The sequence below is a fragment of the Ruminococcus sp. genome, assembly GCF_016283395.1.
In genome coordinates, this window is the sequence record NZ_JAEEMU010000048.1 from 43009 (window position 1) to 61508 (window position 18500).

Annotated in this window: 13 protein-coding genes; 9 read left to right on the forward strand and 4 right to left on the reverse strand. The window is 45.0% G+C overall.

The window, feature by feature from the left end:
- Positions 1-36 precede the first annotated feature (36 nt).
- Positions 37-483 (reverse strand): GNAT family N-acetyltransferase, encoded by a 447-nt coding sequence (locus QZZ41_RS12225; RefSeq protein ID WP_295072523.1) that lies wholly within the window; start codon positions 481-483, stop codon positions 37-39.
- Positions 484-493: 10 nt separating this feature from the next.
- Complete coding sequence (gene smpB / locus QZZ41_RS12230; protein WP_295072526.1) at positions 494-958, reverse strand: SsrA-binding protein SmpB; 465 nt, start codon at positions 956-958, stop codon at positions 494-496.
- A 171-nt stretch (positions 959-1129) separates the two neighbouring features.
- Here smpB and QZZ41_RS12235 point away from each other — a divergent pair, with 171 nt between their 5' ends.
- Both QZZ41_RS12235 and QZZ41_RS12240 read left to right on the forward strand, forming a co-directional pair.
- A complete protein-coding gene (locus QZZ41_RS12235) occupies positions 1130-1483 on the forward strand; it encodes a hypothetical protein (protein WP_295072528.1) in 354 nt (117 codons plus the stop codon).
- 315 nt (positions 1484-1798) lie between these two features.
- The gene (locus tag QZZ41_RS12240) at positions 1799-5236 is read left to right on the forward strand and encodes a family 43 glycosylhydrolase (RefSeq protein ID WP_295072531.1); all 3438 of its coding nucleotides are present in this window, start codon (positions 1799-1801) and stop codon (positions 5234-5236) included.
- A gap of 172 nt (positions 5237-5408) precedes the next feature.
- On the opposite strand, the gene QZZ41_RS12245 is transcribed toward QZZ41_RS12240, so the two are convergent.
- Positions 5409-6806, reverse strand: a complete 1398-nt coding sequence (locus QZZ41_RS12245) for an MATE family efflux transporter (protein ID WP_295072534.1) — start codon at positions 6804-6806, stop codon at positions 5409-5411.
- A 223-nt stretch (positions 6807-7029) separates the two neighbouring features.
- Between QZZ41_RS12245 and QZZ41_RS12250 the strand changes: the two genes are divergently transcribed.
- The 6 genes from QZZ41_RS12250 (at position 7030) to QZZ41_RS12275 (ending at position 16808) form a co-directional block, all read left to right on the forward strand.
- Positions 7030-9876, forward strand: coding sequence for a carbohydrate-binding protein (locus QZZ41_RS12250; protein WP_295072537.1), 2847 nt, complete (start codon positions 7030-7032; stop codon positions 9874-9876).
- A 443-nt stretch (positions 9877-10319) separates the two neighbouring features.
- Positions 10320-10775: a GNAT family N-acetyltransferase gene (locus QZZ41_RS12255; RefSeq protein WP_295072540.1), complete on the forward strand. Its 456-nt coding sequence runs from the start codon at positions 10320-10322 to the stop codon at positions 10773-10775.
- Positions 10772-11878, forward strand: coding sequence for an SLC13 family permease (locus QZZ41_RS12260; RefSeq protein WP_295072543.1), 1107 nt, complete (start codon positions 10772-10774; stop codon positions 11876-11878). The genes QZZ41_RS12255 and QZZ41_RS12260 overlap by 4 nt, the downstream gene beginning before the upstream one ends.
- A 408-nt stretch (positions 11879-12286) precedes the next feature.
- Positions 12287-14995: a cellulose 1,4-beta-cellobiosidase gene (locus tag QZZ41_RS12265; RefSeq protein WP_295072546.1), complete on the forward strand. Its 2709-nt coding sequence runs from the start codon at positions 12287-12289 to the stop codon at positions 14993-14995.
- 250 nt (positions 14996-15245) lie between these two features.
- A complete protein-coding gene (locus QZZ41_RS12270) occupies positions 15246-16037 on the forward strand; it encodes a class I SAM-dependent methyltransferase (RefSeq protein WP_295072549.1) in 792 nt (263 codons plus the stop codon).
- Between the two features lie 60 nt (positions 16038-16097).
- Positions 16098-16808, forward strand: a complete 711-nt coding sequence (locus QZZ41_RS12275) for a hypothetical protein (RefSeq protein WP_295072552.1) — start codon at positions 16098-16100, stop codon at positions 16806-16808.
- Between the two features lie 374 nt (positions 16809-17182).
- Here the strand turns inward: QZZ41_RS12275 and QZZ41_RS12280 are convergent, their stop codons facing one another.
- Positions 17183-17710 (reverse strand): nitroreductase, encoded by a 528-nt coding sequence (locus tag QZZ41_RS12280; protein WP_295072555.1) that lies wholly within the window; start codon positions 17708-17710, stop codon positions 17183-17185.
- Positions 17711-17899: 189 nt separating this feature from the next.
- Between QZZ41_RS12280 and QZZ41_RS12285 the strand changes: the two genes are divergently transcribed.
- Entirely contained in the window at positions 17900-18358 is a 459-nt protein-coding gene (locus tag QZZ41_RS12285; RefSeq protein WP_295072559.1) for a GNAT family N-acetyltransferase, read from the forward strand.
- Positions 18359-18500: the final 142 nt, after the last annotated feature.

The following is an 18500-nucleotide window of genomic DNA, read 5'->3' on the forward strand; positions in this document are numbered from 1 at the left end:
GTTGTATATCTGTGTGGCTGTGCTTTGTTGCAGGGGTCAGTCAATGTCGATAAGCCACTGAACAAAAGCCTTTTTGTTATTGGGATCATAGCCTGCTTTCTCATAGAAGTCAAGTGTCGACTTTTCTTTTGAGCCTGTCATCAGCATCAATCTTGTACAGTTCTCACGTAAAGCGATATCCTTAGCAAAGTCAAGACAGGCTGTAGCAAGTCCTTTGCCGCGAAAGTCAGGGTGTGTGACAACATTCTCCACCAAAGCATAAGGACGCTGACCGCGTGTAAGGTTAGGTATTATCACGCACACGCAGGTCGAGACTATCATGCTGTCCTCATCTGCGACTATTATGTGGTGGTTTTTGTCGCTTAGAATTGTTTCCCATACTCCCAGCACACGGCTGTCAAGCTCGGGAAAGGGATTGTCGTGCAGATGCTTATACAGTTTGAGCAGACCACTGAGGTCGTCACTGTTTATTTCTCTTATCATAGCGGTTCTCTTAATGATTTTTCATCTTCATATTGCGGTCAATCTCACGGTTTGCATCGCGTTTAGCGATGTCGGCGCGTTTGTCGTAGAGCTTTTTACCCTTGCAGAGTCCCACCTGCATTTTCACTCTTGAGTCCTTGAAATAAAGGCTCAGAGGGATAAGTGACAGACCTTCCTGTTTGAGAGTACCGTAGAGTTTATTTATCTCGCGCTTGTGCATGAGGAGCTTTCTCACTCTCATGGGATCGCGGTTAAAGATGTTGCCTTTCTCATATGGAGATATGTGCATACCGCGGACGAAAAGCTCGCCCTTGTCGATAGAGCACCACGAGTCTTTAAGATTAACGCCGCCCTGACGGATAGACTTTACCTCAGTACCCACAAGCTCAATGCCTGCTTCATAGGATTCGAGGACGAAATAATCGTGACGGGCTTTGCGGTTTTCAGCAATGGTTTTAGTGCCTTTTGAGCGCATTTTATCATCTCCTGTTCATGTTAAAATTATACACTATGCCGCCGGAATTGTCAACAGTCTGCCGCGGCACAAAATAAAGAAATATATTGCATTTCCGTGAAAAACATGGTATAATATCTGTACAGACCAAGGGGCGGTCTGAATGATATAGTAAACGAAAGGGGTAGTACTATGAGAAGAGGTTATGGAAGAGGCTACGGATTGTTCGACCTTCTGTTTGACGGCATCAATGCAGCAGGAAGATACATCGCTGACGAAAGGCGTGAAGCCCGCGGCGAAGCACAGCGTAATACCGAATATGTCGGTGATATAAGCGGCAGCAGGGGGCTTGATTTCGCAGAGCTGCTTCGTGCGGACATGGAACGTGAAAAGGAAATGCGTGAAAGCACCGAAAGACAGCAGCGAGAGAAGTACAATTTCAGCGACAGGAGTGCTGCTATGGACGATCTTTTCGCAGGCAGCGGTACAAATAATAACGGCAGCGGCGGCAACAATAACGGCGGCTTCGGCGGCGGACAATACTGATAATACATACGAGCAGACGATTTGTCTGCTCTTTTTTTATATCTCAGAACATTGTGTGCATACAAATATGTTAAAATTATGAGGATTTTGATAAAATTCAAACATAAATCGTGATATATTAATATAAAAGACGCATTTTGTCCACCAAATCTTTATTATTTAGGTTGCTTATATTATGACAAAGTGATAAAATTATGGTGGATAAAAGGTACGAAAATAGTCAAATGTTATATATAGGCAATATAACAGAATGATTAGTATTGGAATCGTACATTGAAACGTTTTACAGGGGAATTAAATAAGGAGGAATAACACATGAGAAGTATTAATCCTAAAAAGGCTGCATTGTCTGTTTTGCTTGCGGCTTCTATTGCTGTGCCCTCAGTTACATCATCTTTAAGTATGGTGTCTACTGCGGCTTCTACAGTATCCAATCCTATCATCTGGTCGGATGTTCCCGATGATGATATCATCAGAGTTGGCGATACATATTACATGGTAAGTACCACCATGTTCTTCAGCCCTGTCGCTCCTATAATGAAGTCCACTGACCTCGTTAACTGGGAGATATGTAATTATGTATGTACAACCTACGCCAACGGTGATGTTCAGAACCTTACAAACGGCAAGAACGACTACTCTCACGGACAGTGGGCTACAAGCCTTCGCTACAATGAAAAAAGCGGCAAGTATTACGCTTTCTTCGGAAGCTATGGTTCTAACAAGTCCTACATATGCTCTACCGATGATATCGAGCACGGTGAGTGGTCAAGAGTAGAGCTTAACGGTATGTACCACGATGCTTCTATCCTTTTTGATGAGGACGGAAGAAACTATCTCGTATACGGCGCAGGCGGAACCTGTAATATCAAGGAGTTCAACTCCGATATGACAGGCTGGAAGTCGGGCGGACTGGAAAAGCAGCTCTTCAAGACCAACTTTAATAACCTTGCAGGTGAGGGCTGGCATATCCATAAGATAAACGGCTACTATTATATACTCGGTATCGCTTGGCCGTCAGGTCACGGCAGACTTGAATTCTGCTACCGTTCAAAGAGCCTCACAGGCAACTGGGAGAGCAAGACTCTTCTCGATTCGTCACTCGGCTCATACGGCGCAGGCGTAGCACAGGGCGGTATCGTTGATACTCCCGACGGAAAGTGGTACGGACTTCTTTTCCAGGATCATGGTTCAGTAGGACGTATACCTGTACTTGTTCCCGTAACATGGCAGAACGACTGGCCAATGATGGGCGTAAACGGAAAAGCTCCTCTGACACTTGACCTCGGTGCAGGCAAGGGAACAGACCTTGCAGGCGATGACAGCTTCGACTACTCCTCAAACGATCTCGCTCTCGAATGGCAGTGGAACCACAATCCTGATAACAGTGCATGGTCAGTTACAGAGCGTGAGGGCTGGCTCCGTCTTAAAAACAAGACACTTGCTTCACATCTGCTCAATGCAAGAAATACCCTTACTATGCGTACAGAGGGTCCTGCCTGCAGCAGCTACATAAAGCTTGACGCATCAAATATGAAGGCAGGCGACTACGCAGGTCTTTCAGCATTCCAGCTCAAATACGGCTGTATCGGTGTCTATGTAACAGACAGCGGTCAGAAGAAGGTGTATATGTCTGTAAACAGCGGCAATGAAGTTGGAAACAGCTCCAATAAGATAGTTGCCGAGCAGAATATGAGCGGAGACGAAGTATACCTCAAGGTTGATTTCAAGTTTGCAAACGTGAATTCGGACGGAAGTTCGTCCAACAATATAGACAAGGCTAATTTCTACTATTCATACGACGGTCAGAACTGGACTAAGCTCGGTCAGGAACTGTCTATGAGCTACGACCTCAAGCTCTTCACAGGTTACCGCAGCGGTATCTACAGCTATCCTACAAAGTCAACAGGCGGCTATGCGGATATCGACTTCTTCGAGTATGACCGTCAGACATGGAACGGCTGCAACGGCAGCAAGGTGCTCAGCGGCTCACCTGTTGTTATCGAGCCTGATGAGAACGGTTATTACTTCCACAATACATTCGATGCAGGTGCTGATTCATGGACAGGCAGAGGCTCTGCAAAGGTGGCAGCTGACACAACAGAGTATTATGCAGGCTCAGGCTCTATTGCCTGCACAGGCAGAGAAGCAAGCTGGAACGGTGCTGTACGTACACTTTCCTCATCTGTATTCAAGGCAGGTCAGGAGTACAGCTTCAGTACTATCGTTAAGTATACGGAAGGACCTGCTTCACAGAAATTCTACCTAACTCTCCAGTACAATGACGGTACTGAGGTACAGTATGACAAGATAGCTATAGTTGATGCCGTACCAAAGGGCGAGTGGGTACAGCTTTCAAATACAAATTACAAGATACCTGAGGGAGCTTCAGACCTTCAGATGTATGTTGAGACAGACGCAGACGAGTACAGCTTCTATGTCGATGAGGCTATCGGTGCAGTTGCAGGTACTGTAATAGACGGTCCTAAGGCAGCTGTAGTTACAACTACCACAGCACCTCCTGTTGTTACAACTACAACAGCTCCCGTACCTGTACAGGACCTCAAGGATATACTTAATGCAAAGGTATCAAAGTGGGGCGACGCAAACGGTGACGGCGATGTGGATATGGGCGATGTTGTACTTATCATGCAGACACTTGCAAATCCTAACAAGTACGCTCTTACAGAGCCGGGCATATACAATGCAGACGTAAGTGAAGCAGGCGGCGGTATTACCGCAAACGATGCCCTTTCTATACAGAAGTACCTCTTAGGTTCTATCAGCAAGCTCCCCGAGGGCTACGCTGAAAATATCAAGACAGTTTCCGCACCTGCAACTACTACCACAACAACTACCACCACTACTACGACAACAACTACTACTACAACTGCACCAAAGTCTACATTCAACTATAATGCTAATCTCCAGTACCGCGCTAATGACAAATATCTGAACCAGTGCTCACAGGCAGGAAAGATAGTCAAGGAAAACTATACAGGTATCAACGGAAACAAGTCAATGAATGTTTATCTCCCATACGGATATGACGCAAGCAAGAAGTACAACGTGTTCTATCTCATGCACGGCGGCGGAGAGAACGAGAATACCATATTCAGCAACGATGTCAAGATGCAGAATATCCTCGACAATATGATAATGAACGGCGAGCTTGAGCCTATGATCGTTGTAACTCCAACATTTAACGGCTGTCCTTCAAATGACGGCAATATGGGTGCAGGCACAGTATGGAACGAGATGCGCCAGAGCATAATCCCATACATTGAAGGTAAGTATTCAACATACGCTGAGAAGGATACTTCACTTGACAACCTCAAGGCTACAAGATATCACCGTGCATACGGCGGATTTTCAATGGGCGGCGGTTCCACATGGAATATGCTCATAAACAATCTGGATATCTGTGCATACTATATGCCTCTGTCAGGTCACTGCTGGGGCGGTGTACAGGGCGTTCAGAACGCTATCGACAAGTCAGGATTCAGTCAGAGAGAGTACTTTGTGCTCGCTGCTACAGGCGACAAGGACCTTGCATATAACAATATGCTTGGACTTATAAATCCTCTCAAACAGGACACAAAGCGTTTCACTTACACATCTGACTTCTCAAAGGGTAATTTCTACTTCCTCGTTGCAAACAGCAATGACGGTATCGAAAAGACTCACTGGTGGGGCTATGTAAGATGGTACATCTACGATGCACTTCCTTACTTCTTCCACGAGGGACAGTAATATATCACAATGTAAACGGTGGTTATCAGGATGATAACTCTATCTATGCACATCTTTAAAGCTTCGTTCGTGCAATATTTACAGTCTGATCCTGACCATTTGATACAACAATTTCCTCAAATGAGAAACACCGCGGCTTCAACCCTCGAAGCGGCGGCGTTTCGCTATATATTCAAATATCATCGACTATGTTGTTTATCCACACATTGCTGCGCACCATGAAATAGCCAATGAAAACCTTGACTATCTCGGAAAAGGTAACTACAGCAAATACGATGCGTATGTCAAGTGATGTGAAATAAGAAAGAACTGCGGCAAGCGGTATCATAAGCAGCCATGTGAAGCCGAAGTCGAAAAGGAAGGTGATGCCTGTTTTTCCGCCGCTTCTCAGAGTGAAGTAGCAGGCGTTGGTGTAGCCCCACATTGGCATTGTAAGTGCCTGTATTATAATCATGTATGCTGCAAGCGAACGCACGGAAGCTTCTGTGTTGTACAGCTTCGGGAAAAGCCCTGCAAGGGGCATCATACATACGGCTACAACAGCGGCTGCGGCAACTGCAAAGAAAAGCAGCTTGTTGTCAAGGTCACGGGCTTCTTTCAGCTTGTTTGCACCAAGCTTTGCTCCCACGAGTATAGCTATACAAGCTCCCATTTGCAGATATACAGAGCTGAAAAGATTAGTCATGGTGCTTGATATGTTCCTTGCGGCTACGACCTCGGTGCTGCGGACGGAATAGCACTGTGCAACTACAGACATTCCCAGTGACCAGAGAAACTCGTTTATGAACAGGGGAGTACCTCGTCTGATTATATCTGCGGTAAGTCTGCGCGGTATGCGGAAGCCGTGAAAAGCTCCCACGATGTATTTGTTGCGCTGAGGGTGAGTGTGCGCCCAGACTACCACTACAAGGGCTTCCACAGTCTTTGCGATGACAGTGGCGATAGCTGCACCCTTTACGCCAAGTGCAGGCATACCCAGTTTGCCGAAGATAAGACCGTAGTCCAGCAGCACGTTTACACCCACAGCGGACATAGCTCCTGCCATAGGGATACGTGTTTCTCCGCATTCGCGGACTATACTTGAATAAGCCTGACCAATGGCAAAGGGGATAAGGCTGAATACCATTATCCTCAGATAATCCATACCGTAGCTCAGTATCTCACGAGCCTGCTGAGGATCGCTTTCCTTGCTGATGAACAGCTTTATCAGGGGCGAGCCGAAAATCTCGAATACAGCTGCTGCGGCAATGATTATAGCCGTGCATATGAGAAGTCTGAAACGGAAGGTGTACTTTTGACCTTCATGGTCGCCTTTGCCGAAGAACTGCGCTCCGAATATGCTCGGACCTGCAACTGCACCGAATACGGTAACGTTGAAAACGAATATGAACTGGTTGACTATGGATACGCCGCTCATAGGCTCAGTACCCATACTGCCTACCATGATATTATCTATGAGACTTACGAAATTAGTGACGAGATTTTGCAGTATCATGGGAATAACCATGCTTAGAACTATCCTGTAGAACGCTCTGTCGCCAATGAATTTCTTTCTGAATTGCGAAAACATAAATACCTCCTGTTGAATAGCAAATATTATAACATAGGGAGGATAAAAAAGTCAAGGGGGGCGATATAGCTTTATTACCAAAAAAGAAATAAAAGTTGTATTATCATGCAGCTTATTGTATTATAATTAAGATGTTGGATAAAAATATAGCTATCATGCACAAAAGCAAGAGATGGAATGATAGTATAGAATGGGATATTAAAATTAAATAAGGAGGAATACTATGATCCTGAAACGAATGTCAGCAATCGCTGTCAGTCTGGCAGCAGTCATGTCAGCTGTTAATGTGGGCAGTTTATCGGTTACTTCAACAGCCGCAGGTACACAGGCAGTATTTTTCGTTGCACCTGACGGAAGTGACAGCGGTAACGGAACTATCGAAGCACCTTTTGCCACACTTGAAAAGGCAAGGGACGAGGTACGCAAGATCAATGGTGATATGACGGGAGATATCGTTGTGTATCTCCGCGGCGGTGATTACCGCCTTACACAGCCCGTTGAATTTGATACCCGTGACTCGGGTACAGGCGGATTTACCGTAAGATATGAGGCGTACGACAAGGAAGTCCCTGTCATCAACGGTGCTCAGCAGGTAACAGGCTGGACTAAGTACAACGACAAGCTCTGGTCTGCCCCTCTCGACAGAGATATTAAGCTGAGAAACCTCTATGTCAACGACAAACGTGCAAATATGGGTAGCGTACAGGTGCAGGCAAAGGGCGGCTACGGAGACTACTACGTTACCGCAGGTCAGGGCGACTGGGCGTGGGACTCCGGCAAGAAGAGTGACGGTATTGTTTACGATGCAGGCTCTATGCCGCGCATCACCTCAAACTTTGATGACCTTGAGGTAGTGAACGGCACTACATGGAACGAGAATATCGTCTGCTCACGTGATATCAAGTACGACGGCGGAAGCATGAGACTTCTCATGCAGCAGCCTTACGGTGCTATAGCTCAGACTCCGGGTTGGGGAGCAGGCTTCTCCACAGGCGGAACTCATACCATATACAATGCCTTTTCGTTCGTTGACAGCGAGGGCGAGTTCTTCTTTGACAAGACTCAAAAAGTGCTGTACTATTATCCTCGCAGCGGTGAGAATATGACAAGTGCGGACGTTGAAGCTCCTGTTGCTGACGGACTTATCAAGATAGCAGGAAAGTCCACAAGCGACCGTGTACAGAATATAAGCTTCAGCGGCATAACCTTTGCAAATACGGACTATCAGCTCACTGAGGTTGCAGGCTCTCACGGTAAGACCACCTGTCAGGCAGCTCAGAGCTATACCGCTTTTGCAGACTCCAACTGGCATTCCAAGAAGTACGAAATGGTAGATACTCTCCCTGCTGCTATACATATTACCAACAGCGACAACATAAAGCTCACAGGCAATGTTGTAAAGCATACAGGTGCGGACGGTATCTCAATGACCAATGATGTTATCAATTCCGAGGTAAGCGGAAATTTCATTACCGATATCACTTCCAGCGGTATAACAGTAGGTCACCCGCAGCATATCTACATAGGTGATGCTGCATGGAACAATCACGAGAAGTTCCCGAAGGAAGTCGAGGGAATATGCAAGAACGACCTTATAACTCAGAATTTACTCTATGATATAAGCGTAGTACACGGCTTCGGCGGCTGTGCAGCTATTACAGCTTACTTCGTTGAGTCTGTAAATATACTCAGCAATACTATCGAGAAAACTGCATATAACGGCATACATCTTGGCTGGGGCTGGTGCAACTTCAAGGACAGCACTACCTGCCACGATAATAAGATATGCTATAACAGAGTTATAAATTCGCTGAACCGACTCCATGACAGCGGCGGTATCTATACTATCGGTCAGATGCCCGGTACTGTTATCAACGAGAACTACATACAGGGCATACCCGCAGGCGGTCCCGGAGCTCCTACCTACGGACTGCACAATGATGAGGGTACTGCATACATTGAGGAGAACGATAATGTTCTTGAAATAAGTCCTAACGTAACTTATACTATAAACTGTGAGGATTACGGTCAGAAGCACGACCTGAAAATAAAGCGTACTTATGCAACAGTGAACAAAATGGGTAAGAATCCTCCATACAGTGACATTGATACTCCTATCGTAGTATCCGATAATGTATGGCCTTTTGCTCAGTATAAGGTGTGTGTAAATTCTGGTATATCCGATGAATACCGCAGTCTTATGCCAACATGGCTGAAATCCGCTGCTGATTATGCGTTCCCTGCAAGCTGTGAAACTACAGGCGGCAGCAAGCTCCCTGTAAGAAAGGTTGACGGCAATATATGGATAGCTCCCGACGGCACGACAAGCTTCAAGGCAGGAGCTGACATGACGAGGGCAGGCGGCAGCACAGGCAGCATAAGAACTCCTTCCGATGAAGGCGAGTACCGTATTTATGTACTTGACAGAGAAGGAAAGATTCTAAGCAAATCAAGCCATATTCTCCGTATAAAGGGAATGGGCGGTAATGACAGCAATGTTATCGAAGCTGAGAATTATAATTACAAGTCAGGCATAGATATCGAGAACTGCTCAGAGGGCGGAAGTGACGTAGGCTATATCGAGAATGGCGACTACATAGGTTTCAAGGATATAGACCTTACAGGTGCGGATAAAATCGACTTCCGTGTAGCTTCAAACGGCTCTGACGCTGTTCTGGAAGTACGTCTGGACTCTCCCGACGGAAAGCTCATAGGCAGTACCGAGATCACGAATACAGGCGGCTGGCAGGAATGGGTGACAAAGACCTGTAACATCGAAGCCACAAGCGGCAAGCATGACGTATATCTGGTATTCACAGGCGGAGAGAGCTACCTTTTCAATATCAACTGGTGGAAGCCAAATACTCCTGCTGAGGAATATATACTCGGTGATCTCAATGGTGACGGTATGGTAGATGTATTCGATCTTTGCAGTATGCGTAATGCAGCTGTGGACGGCGATGCAGAAAGATTTGAAGCAGCAGATATCAACGGCGATGGTGCAATTGACGAAAACGACCTTGTTCTGCTGAAAAAGTTCTTATCAGGCGAAATAAAGGCGTTTGTCTGATAATGGTATTAAAAGCGGGGGCTAATAACCGCGGTACTTATATAAAAGTTTATATTAATTTATCGGGGGAACCCTTTCTGAGGAAAGGTTTTCCCCCGAACCCCTTTCCAAAGACTTTTATCTGATTTTTTTCCGGATAGAGCGCGACCTGTATTCTTGCAGGTCTTTTTTGTTTGTTCGCGCCCTATCCGGAAAAAAATAAAAACAGAAGTTTTCGGGAGAGAGTTTGAGAGTGACTCCCCGCAGTGCGGGGAGATGTCACGGAGTGACAAAGGGGCGCGCCTCCGTCAGAGGGCTCCCTTTTTCAAAAGGGGTTCTCTCAATAATCAGCATAAAAGCTTCTATACGAGCACTGCAGTTATTCATCCCTGCTTTTTTATATTTGACGTATGCTTCAAAAAGTGGTATAATCTTTTTTGCAGTTAATGCGAAAGGAAGATAATATGAAAAAGGATATAAGTATTCGTGAGCTTACGGCTGACGATAAAGCCGAAGTTATGGCAATGATGAGGGAGTTTTACGACTCTCCTGCGGTCATACACAAGTCATCGGACAGCATACTCGAAAAGGACTTTGACGACTGTATCAGCGATATGCCTTTCCTGCGCGGATTTATGCTCGAATTTAACGGTGAGGCAGCAGGCTATGCCATGACGGCATTGGGCTACACCACTGAGTACGGCGGCATCTGCGTATGGCTCGAGGATCTGTACATAAAGCCCGAGTACCGCAGATTTGGTATAGGCAGCGCGCTTTTGAAGTTTATTGAAAAAGAATTCCCACAGGCTGTACGCTTCAAGCTTGAGATAGAAGAGGAAAACGAAGCGGCTTTTTCATGCTATTTCAGCAGGGGCTACAGGCTCTCGCACTACGGTCTTATGACCAAGGAGACGGTATGACAAGAGCAAATAAATTTATAAAGGCACAGCCTGTACTTGTTATATCACTTCTTCTCGCTATAGCAACTATGTTCATTATCCCGCCCGACAAGGAGTACATCGGCTACTGCAACAGGACAGTACTCATCGAGCTTTTCGCACTTATGGCGGCTGTAGCAGGACTTCGCAGCATAGGTATATTCGATAAGCTGACCCGTGTCATACTCAGCAAAACGGGAACAGTCCGCAGACTTGGGGCAGTTCTTACGCTGATTTGTTTTTTCAGTGCAATGCTTGTTACAAATGATGTTGCACTCATAACCTTTGTACCGCTGACGCTGCTTATCTACAGCAGTATCAACGACAGCAAAAGCCTCATACTTACGGTAGTTCTTGAAACAGCGGCGGCGAACTTAGGAAGTATGATGACTCCCGTAGGAAATCCACAGAACCTGTTTCTGTATGATAAGTACGGACTTACAGCAATGACCTTTCTGAAAACTATGCTGCCTGTCGGAGCTGTCGGACTTGCAGCTGTAATGGGACTTACGCTGCTTCTGCCGAAGGATAAATGCAAAGCTCCCGAAAGCAAAGATACTGATATACCAATGTTCAAAGCGGCGGTATATACGGGACTTTTCCTTGTGTGCATAGCAGCGGTGTTCAGACTTATCCCTGACTGGGTGTGCCTTATAGCTGCACTTGCTGCGGCATTGGTATGCGATATCAGGCTGCTGGGCAAGGTGGACTACGCACTGCTTGCAACATTTGTGGGCTTCTTTGTGTTTGTGGGAAATATCGCAAGAATAGAAGCTGTAAGCGATTTCTTCTCGCGTATACTTTCAGGTAGGGAGCTTATATCTGGTGCGCTTCTTTCACAGGTCATAAGCAATGTACCTGCGGCGGTAATGCTTGCGGAGTTCACAGATAACGGTACACAGCTTCTTCTTGGAGTTGATATAGGCGGCTTCGGAACGCTTATCGCATCACTGGCAAGCCTTATCTCGTTCCAGCTCTACCGCAAGGACGAAAAGGCTCAGACAGGAAGGTATTTTGCGGTATTCTCAGTTATAAACTTTGCGCTGCTGGCACTTCTTTTAGGAGTTCAGTATTTAATAAGCTAAGATATAGGGCGGATATTATCCGTCCTTTTTTATATGCTTGTGTCTGTGTAAGTGCCTTTTTATAATAGGGCTGAAAAAGAGTAAAAATCAATGGGAAACCGTTGATTATCAGAAAAAAATTTTTGTGATTCTGCTATATGCACAAAAATAGTCGGCAGAATTTGTACGGAAATTCTAACGGATGCTGAGAGTTTAAAAAATAAGAAACAGAGAGCGTTTGTCTTTTTATATAATATAATGATATCATGCTATTTTTATATGTCATTATTTTGCATATAAGCACATTTGTGGGGTAAAATCGCAGAAAAAAGAGACAATAAATCATTGCCAAATCGTGAATAAAATAGTATAATATAATTGATACAGGACAATATGTCCAAAAAATACAAATCATTGGGGGAATAAACAATGAATTTTAAATTAAAGAAAATTGCAGCCGCTGCTGCCTCTCTGGCAGTGGCTGTAAGCTCGAACCTCAGCATCAGCACACCTCTCAAAGCTGATGCAGCCTACGGTAACGGCGGCAACGGTTCGGCTATCATGGAGTACCTTGACCGCGGTATCTACGCTATCAAGTCGGGCAACGGTATGTTCATAAGCTGGCGTTTCAACGCTAACGACAATGACAATGCGGAGTTCCAGCTCTTCCGCGACGACACTCTCATCTACACAAGCAAGGCAGGCGAAGCTACAAACTACTGGGACTCACAGGGCAATTCAAGCTCAAAGTACCGCGTTGACACCCTCGTTAACGGCAATGTGGTAAGCTCTGAGAACTGCCGCTTCACATCGGGTACTAACTACTTTGATATACCGCTGAAAAGTCCCGGAAGTATCTACTCGCCCAATGACTGCTGTGCGGGAGATGTTGACGGCGACGGACAGTATGAGATATTCGTAAAATGGGATCCAAATGACTCGCAGGACAACTCCAAGACAGGTAACACCAGCAAGGTATATATCGACTGTTATACCCTCACAGGTCAGCAGCTCTGGCGTATCGACCTTGGCAGAAATATCCGTGCAGGTCAGCACTATACTCAAATGGCTGTTGCGGACTTTGACTGTGACGGAAAGGCAGAGCTTGTTACAAAGACCTGCGACGGAACTATCGACGGCACAGGCAAGGTCATCGGAAACGGCAATGCAAACTACGTTGACAGTGCAGGTACTGTTCTTACAGGTCCTGAATATATGACACTCTTTGAGGGCGCGACAGGTGCGGCTCTCGATACTATCGACTTCCCTGTGCCGAGAGGTGACGCAACAAGCAATTCAGCCAAGAGCACATGGGGAGACAACTATGGAAACCGCTGCGAGCGTTACAACTGCGCTATCGCTTATCTTGACGGTGTTCATCCGTCTGTTGTTTACGGCAGAGGATACTATACAAGACTTACTATGTCGGCTGTTGATGTTGTAAACGGCAAACTTTCAAAGAAATGGGTATTCGATACAGGATTCAATTCGAGCACTCCGGGTTACGGAGACGGCAACCACAATGTAATGGTGGCAGATTTCGACAACGACGGCAGACAGGAAGTCTGCATGGGAGCTTGTGTTATTGATGACAACGGAAAGCTTCTCTGGACAACCAAGAAGGGGCACGGTGACGCTATGCACGTAGGCGACCTTGTTCCTAACCGCGAGGGAATAGAAGTGTTCCTCTGCCACGAAGGCGGCGGTTATGGTATTTCTCTCGTTGACGGAAAGAACGGCCAGATAATCTGGCATTACGACGGCGATAAGGATACAGGACGCTGCTGTGCAGATAATATCGTTGCAGGAAACAGCGGTGCAGAGTTCTGGGGCTCAAGACCTGCTAATGCAGTATATGATGTTTCCGGTAAGCAGATAGGCAACAAATGGCCGTCTACAAACTTCCTTATCTACTGGGACGGCGACTTAGAGCGTGAGCTCCTTGACGATATCACCATTACAGATGGTGCGGCAATAAACAACTATCCTGCAATATTTACAGCCACAGGCTGTGCTTCAAATAACGGTACTAAGGCAGTTCCTTGCCTTACAGCAGACCTCTTCGGAGACTGGCGCGAGGAACTGGTCCTCAGAACTGAGGATAACTCAAAGCTTCGCGTATGGTGTACAAATACAGAGTCAAAGTACCGCATAACAACTCTCATGCACGATATGCAGTACCGTATGCAGTGCGGCTGTCAGCAGTCATCATACAATCAGCCTCCGCACACAAGCTTTTATCTCGGCACAGAGGCTCAGCTCCCTGCAAGACCTAACGTAAAGCTGAACAATACTCCTCCTGAGCCTGTAAACGGCAGACTTGTAAATAATCTTCTTGTAAAGGATTATACAAACTCAAGAGACTGGAAACTTATGGAGTCAAACAGTACAGGCGGTCTTATCTACGGAGACAGAGACTTTACTTATACCTCACTTGCATCTGAGCTTCAGAACTGCGAGTATATTATGACAGCCTGCAATTCAAAGAATACAGACGCCGATCTCGCTGAGTTCACAACAGCTGACAAGTGCGAGGTATATGTTCTCGTTGATACCCGTGAGGAAGAAGCAAATCTTGTTCCCTCATGGCTCAGCGGCTACACAAGAACTGATCTTACAGCAGCTTCAAGCAACGGAGTTGATTTCGTGGCTTACAAAAAGGAGTTTGAAGCAGGTCAGAAGGTAGTTCTCGGTACTAACGGAATGACAGGAAATGTTATAAACTACACTGTTTTCGTAAAGGAGCCTGAGGTAGTTACCACAACAACTACTACGACAACAACTACCACTACTACAACTACAACAACAGAGACGACTACTTCAACAACTACGACAACGACTGTTACAACAACAGAGACTGTTACTACTACAACAAACGGTGATGTGACCGTGACTGTATGGGGCGATGCAAACTGCGACGGTGACGTTGATATGTCAGATATCGTTCTGATAATGCAGAGCCTTGCAAATCCTAACAAGTATGGTGAAGGCGGTTCAGAGGCATCAGCTATCACAGCTCAGGGTAAAGCTAATGCTGATGTTGATATCAGCAGCAAAGGCATTACATCAAACGATGCACTGAGAATACAGGAGTTCCTGCTCAATAAGATCTCAACACTCGATCCTTCGATAAAATAATAATAAATGAGCTGCATGATATTTCGTGCAGCTCATTTTTAATATGCCTATGTACTTGACAAATCGGGAGAAAACTGTTATTATAAAAGGTAATAGATAACAGGGGATATGCTCCTCATAATAGAGTGGAGCAGTTTGCGGAGCGGCGATCGTCTGATTGCAGAAATGTTATGTCTGCACTGTGATCTATGGTTATGTTTTTATACGATCGTAATAAGTCATGGTTTTCGTTATAAAAGGAGTTTGCAGTATGGAAATAATCAATGATAAGATCGACAGCGGAAAAGCATTTGACTTTGGACGGACATCAAAAGGATATGCAAAATATCGTGACATTTACCCAAAGGAATTCTATAAAAAGCTTGTGGACTGCGGCGTTGGTGTAAGCGGTCAGAAATGTCTTGATCTTGGTACTGGAACAGGTGTTATACCGCGTAATATGTACCGGTACGGAGCAGAATGGACAGGTACGGATATATCCGAAAACCAGATAGCTCAGGCAAATCTTCTTGCAAGAGCAAATAAGATGAATATTGATTTTAAGGTGGCATCTGCGGAAAATCTGGATTTTCCCGATGAAAGCTTTGATATCATTACAGCCTGTCAGTGCTTCTGGTATTTCGACACAAAGGAGCTTGCACCTAAGCTTGCGAAAATGCTTAAAAAGGACGGCAGACTTGTTGTTATGCAAATGGCATGGCTGCCTGAGGAGGACAGGATAGCTGGACTCAGCGAAAAGCTGGTCCTGGAGTATAATCCCGAGTGGTCAGGCGGCGGCTGGACTCGTCAGCCTGTTAATATCTCAGATGATGTTTTGAATTCATTTGACGTAGTGTACAGAGTAGGGTATGACCTTAATGTGCATTTTACAAGAGAGAGCTGGAACGGAAGAATGAAGACTTGCCGCGGTATCGGAGCCTCACTTCCCGAGGCTGAGATAGCAGCGTGGGAGCGCGAGCACAGGGCACTTCTTGCACTTACAGCTCCTGAGGAGTTCGATGTGCTCCATTATGCTGCAATTGCGATACTGAAAAAGAAATAAGCCGAGGGGAAAGGCGATCACTTAGTCCTAATATATGATATAAGGACCAAGGAGAAAAATATGAAAAGATTATTTGCAGGCTTAATGTCTGTAATGGTTATTGGTACGGCTTTGGCAGGCTGCGGCGAAAAGAAAAATAATGACAAAGTATCTGCTGATGCCGAAGATACGGAAGAAAGCGTTACTGTCCTGACTTCGGAAGAAATAGCAGAATATGTTGAAAAAGGTGCAGAGATAAACGGCTTTGAGAAGTATGAAGATGCTGCCGATCAATTTATAAAGGCGGTAAATGAACGCGATATCTCACTGATTAAAGATGTTTTCTTCATAAGAGATGAAGAACAGTACATCATGCCCATAGATCAGGGAATGTTTGGCTTGTTATACAAGCAGGCGGTTGCTCTTATGAGTGAACCCGATTATGAAGTGGACTATGCAAAAGTGACAGGCGCTTATACTGCCGAAGAGCTTCAGACTGCCGATGATATAGCGAATATGTACTATGTTTACAGCAGTATAAATAAAGAGGTCACAGGCGGAGATAAAGAGCTCTCAGATGATGAGAGGGCGATAGTATCGCAGAAGATACAGGCATTTGATTTCGATTTTGCGAATATCGAGCGACCTGTCAGCGTTACAGAGGGAAAGTATTATGAGGTCGGACTTAAAAAGGGCGACGATCTTATTACCATGCTGTTTTCACTTTATAAGGTGAACGATGAAAAGTGGCTGATACAGACCGCTGAATGTAACAGAAAAATTGCTGAATAAATGAAAAAGCGATCCGAGTAACCGTTATACTGATATAGAAGCTTTTATGCTGATTATTGAGAGAACCCCTTTTGAAAAAGGGAGCCCTCTGACGGAGGCGTGCCCCTTTGTCACTCCGTGACATCTCCCCGCACTGCGGGGAGTCACTCTCAAACTCTCTCCCGAAAACTTCTGTTTTTATTTTTTCCCAGATAGGGCGCGATCTGTACACTTGCAGATCTTTTTTATTTTTTTTACGCGCCCTATCTGGGAAAAAATCAGATAAAAGTCTTTGGAAAGGGGTTCGGGGGATAACCTTTCCTCAGAAAAGTTTCCCCCGATAATTAACTATAAACTTCTATATTAGTACCACGGTTAGTCAGACCGCTTTACTTTTAGTCAATGAAGAAAATTCTGTCAGGAAGACGTTCCGGAATGGGCTCGGGTGGAACATCAGGTATTCCCAGTGCCAGATGACCGATGCCGATATAATCACCTTTGAGACCTACTTTATCAAGTATCTCCTTGCCGAGTTCACTTTCCATTTCCTCTTTTGCACGGTGTATCCAGCAGCTTCCCAGACCAAGCTCCTGAGCCTTCAGCATCATATTTCCGATACTGAGACTTCCGTCATAGACAGCAGTAGGAATATCCTTTGGTGCAATTACAAGAATGATAATAGGTGCGCCGTAGAACGGGTCAAAGTCACCTTCCCAGCCGCCTATCTTTCTGTTTTCCTCAGCAATAGTATCACGAAGCTCTTTATTTGTGATAGAAATTAATACAGGAGCCTGTTTACCTCTGCCCGAAGCAGCGTAAATACCTGCTTCCAATACCTCGTCAATAAGATTTTTTGACGGGAGCAATGATGAAAATTTGCGAACGCTTCTGCGTTCTTTGATTATTTTTGTAAGCTTGCTCATTATACGCTCCTCCTAAGCTTTTCAAGATACATACATTATAACATATAGTTTAGAAAAAATCAACATTTTTCGTGAAATTTTTGGCATTATTTTATGATTATGATAATAATTGTATGAAAAAAAGCATATACCTGCTATGGAATCGTTTGCTGTGCAGTTTAAAGAATAAATGAAAGGAAGTTCGATAAAATGAATATATATAAGGCTAAGAATGAAGATCTTGTTATAGTCAAAGCGATAGCTCACAGTGCGATAAATGCAGTATATCCTCATTATTATCCTGTGGGAGCGGTTGAGTTCTTTCTTGCGCATCACAGTGATGAACATATTCTGAAAGATATTGAAAAAGGCATAGTATTTTTGCTGGAAGATGACAATGAAAATACTGTGGGAACTGTTACGGTGGCTGAAAACGAAATGACAAGGCTTTTCGTACTTCCCAAATATCATGGGAAAGGCTATGGCGGTATACTGATAAGATTTGCAGAGGAGATGATAGCTGAGAAATACGATATCGTAAGACTTGATGCTTCACTTCCTGCGAAGTCCATATATCTCAAAAAGGGATACAGCTTCGTAAGCTACCACAGCATAGATTGCAGCAACGGTGATAAGCTTTGTTACGATGAGATGATAAAGAGAGTATAAAAGCCGTTAGCCATTAGCCGTTAGCCTGTTATAGGGGCGGCGTTCACTACAATTTATATTAGCAATAAAACAATCAAGCCCCGAGACAAAGCCTCGGGGCTAAACTTATATAGGTACTGCTGTTGATATCAGCAGCTTTTAT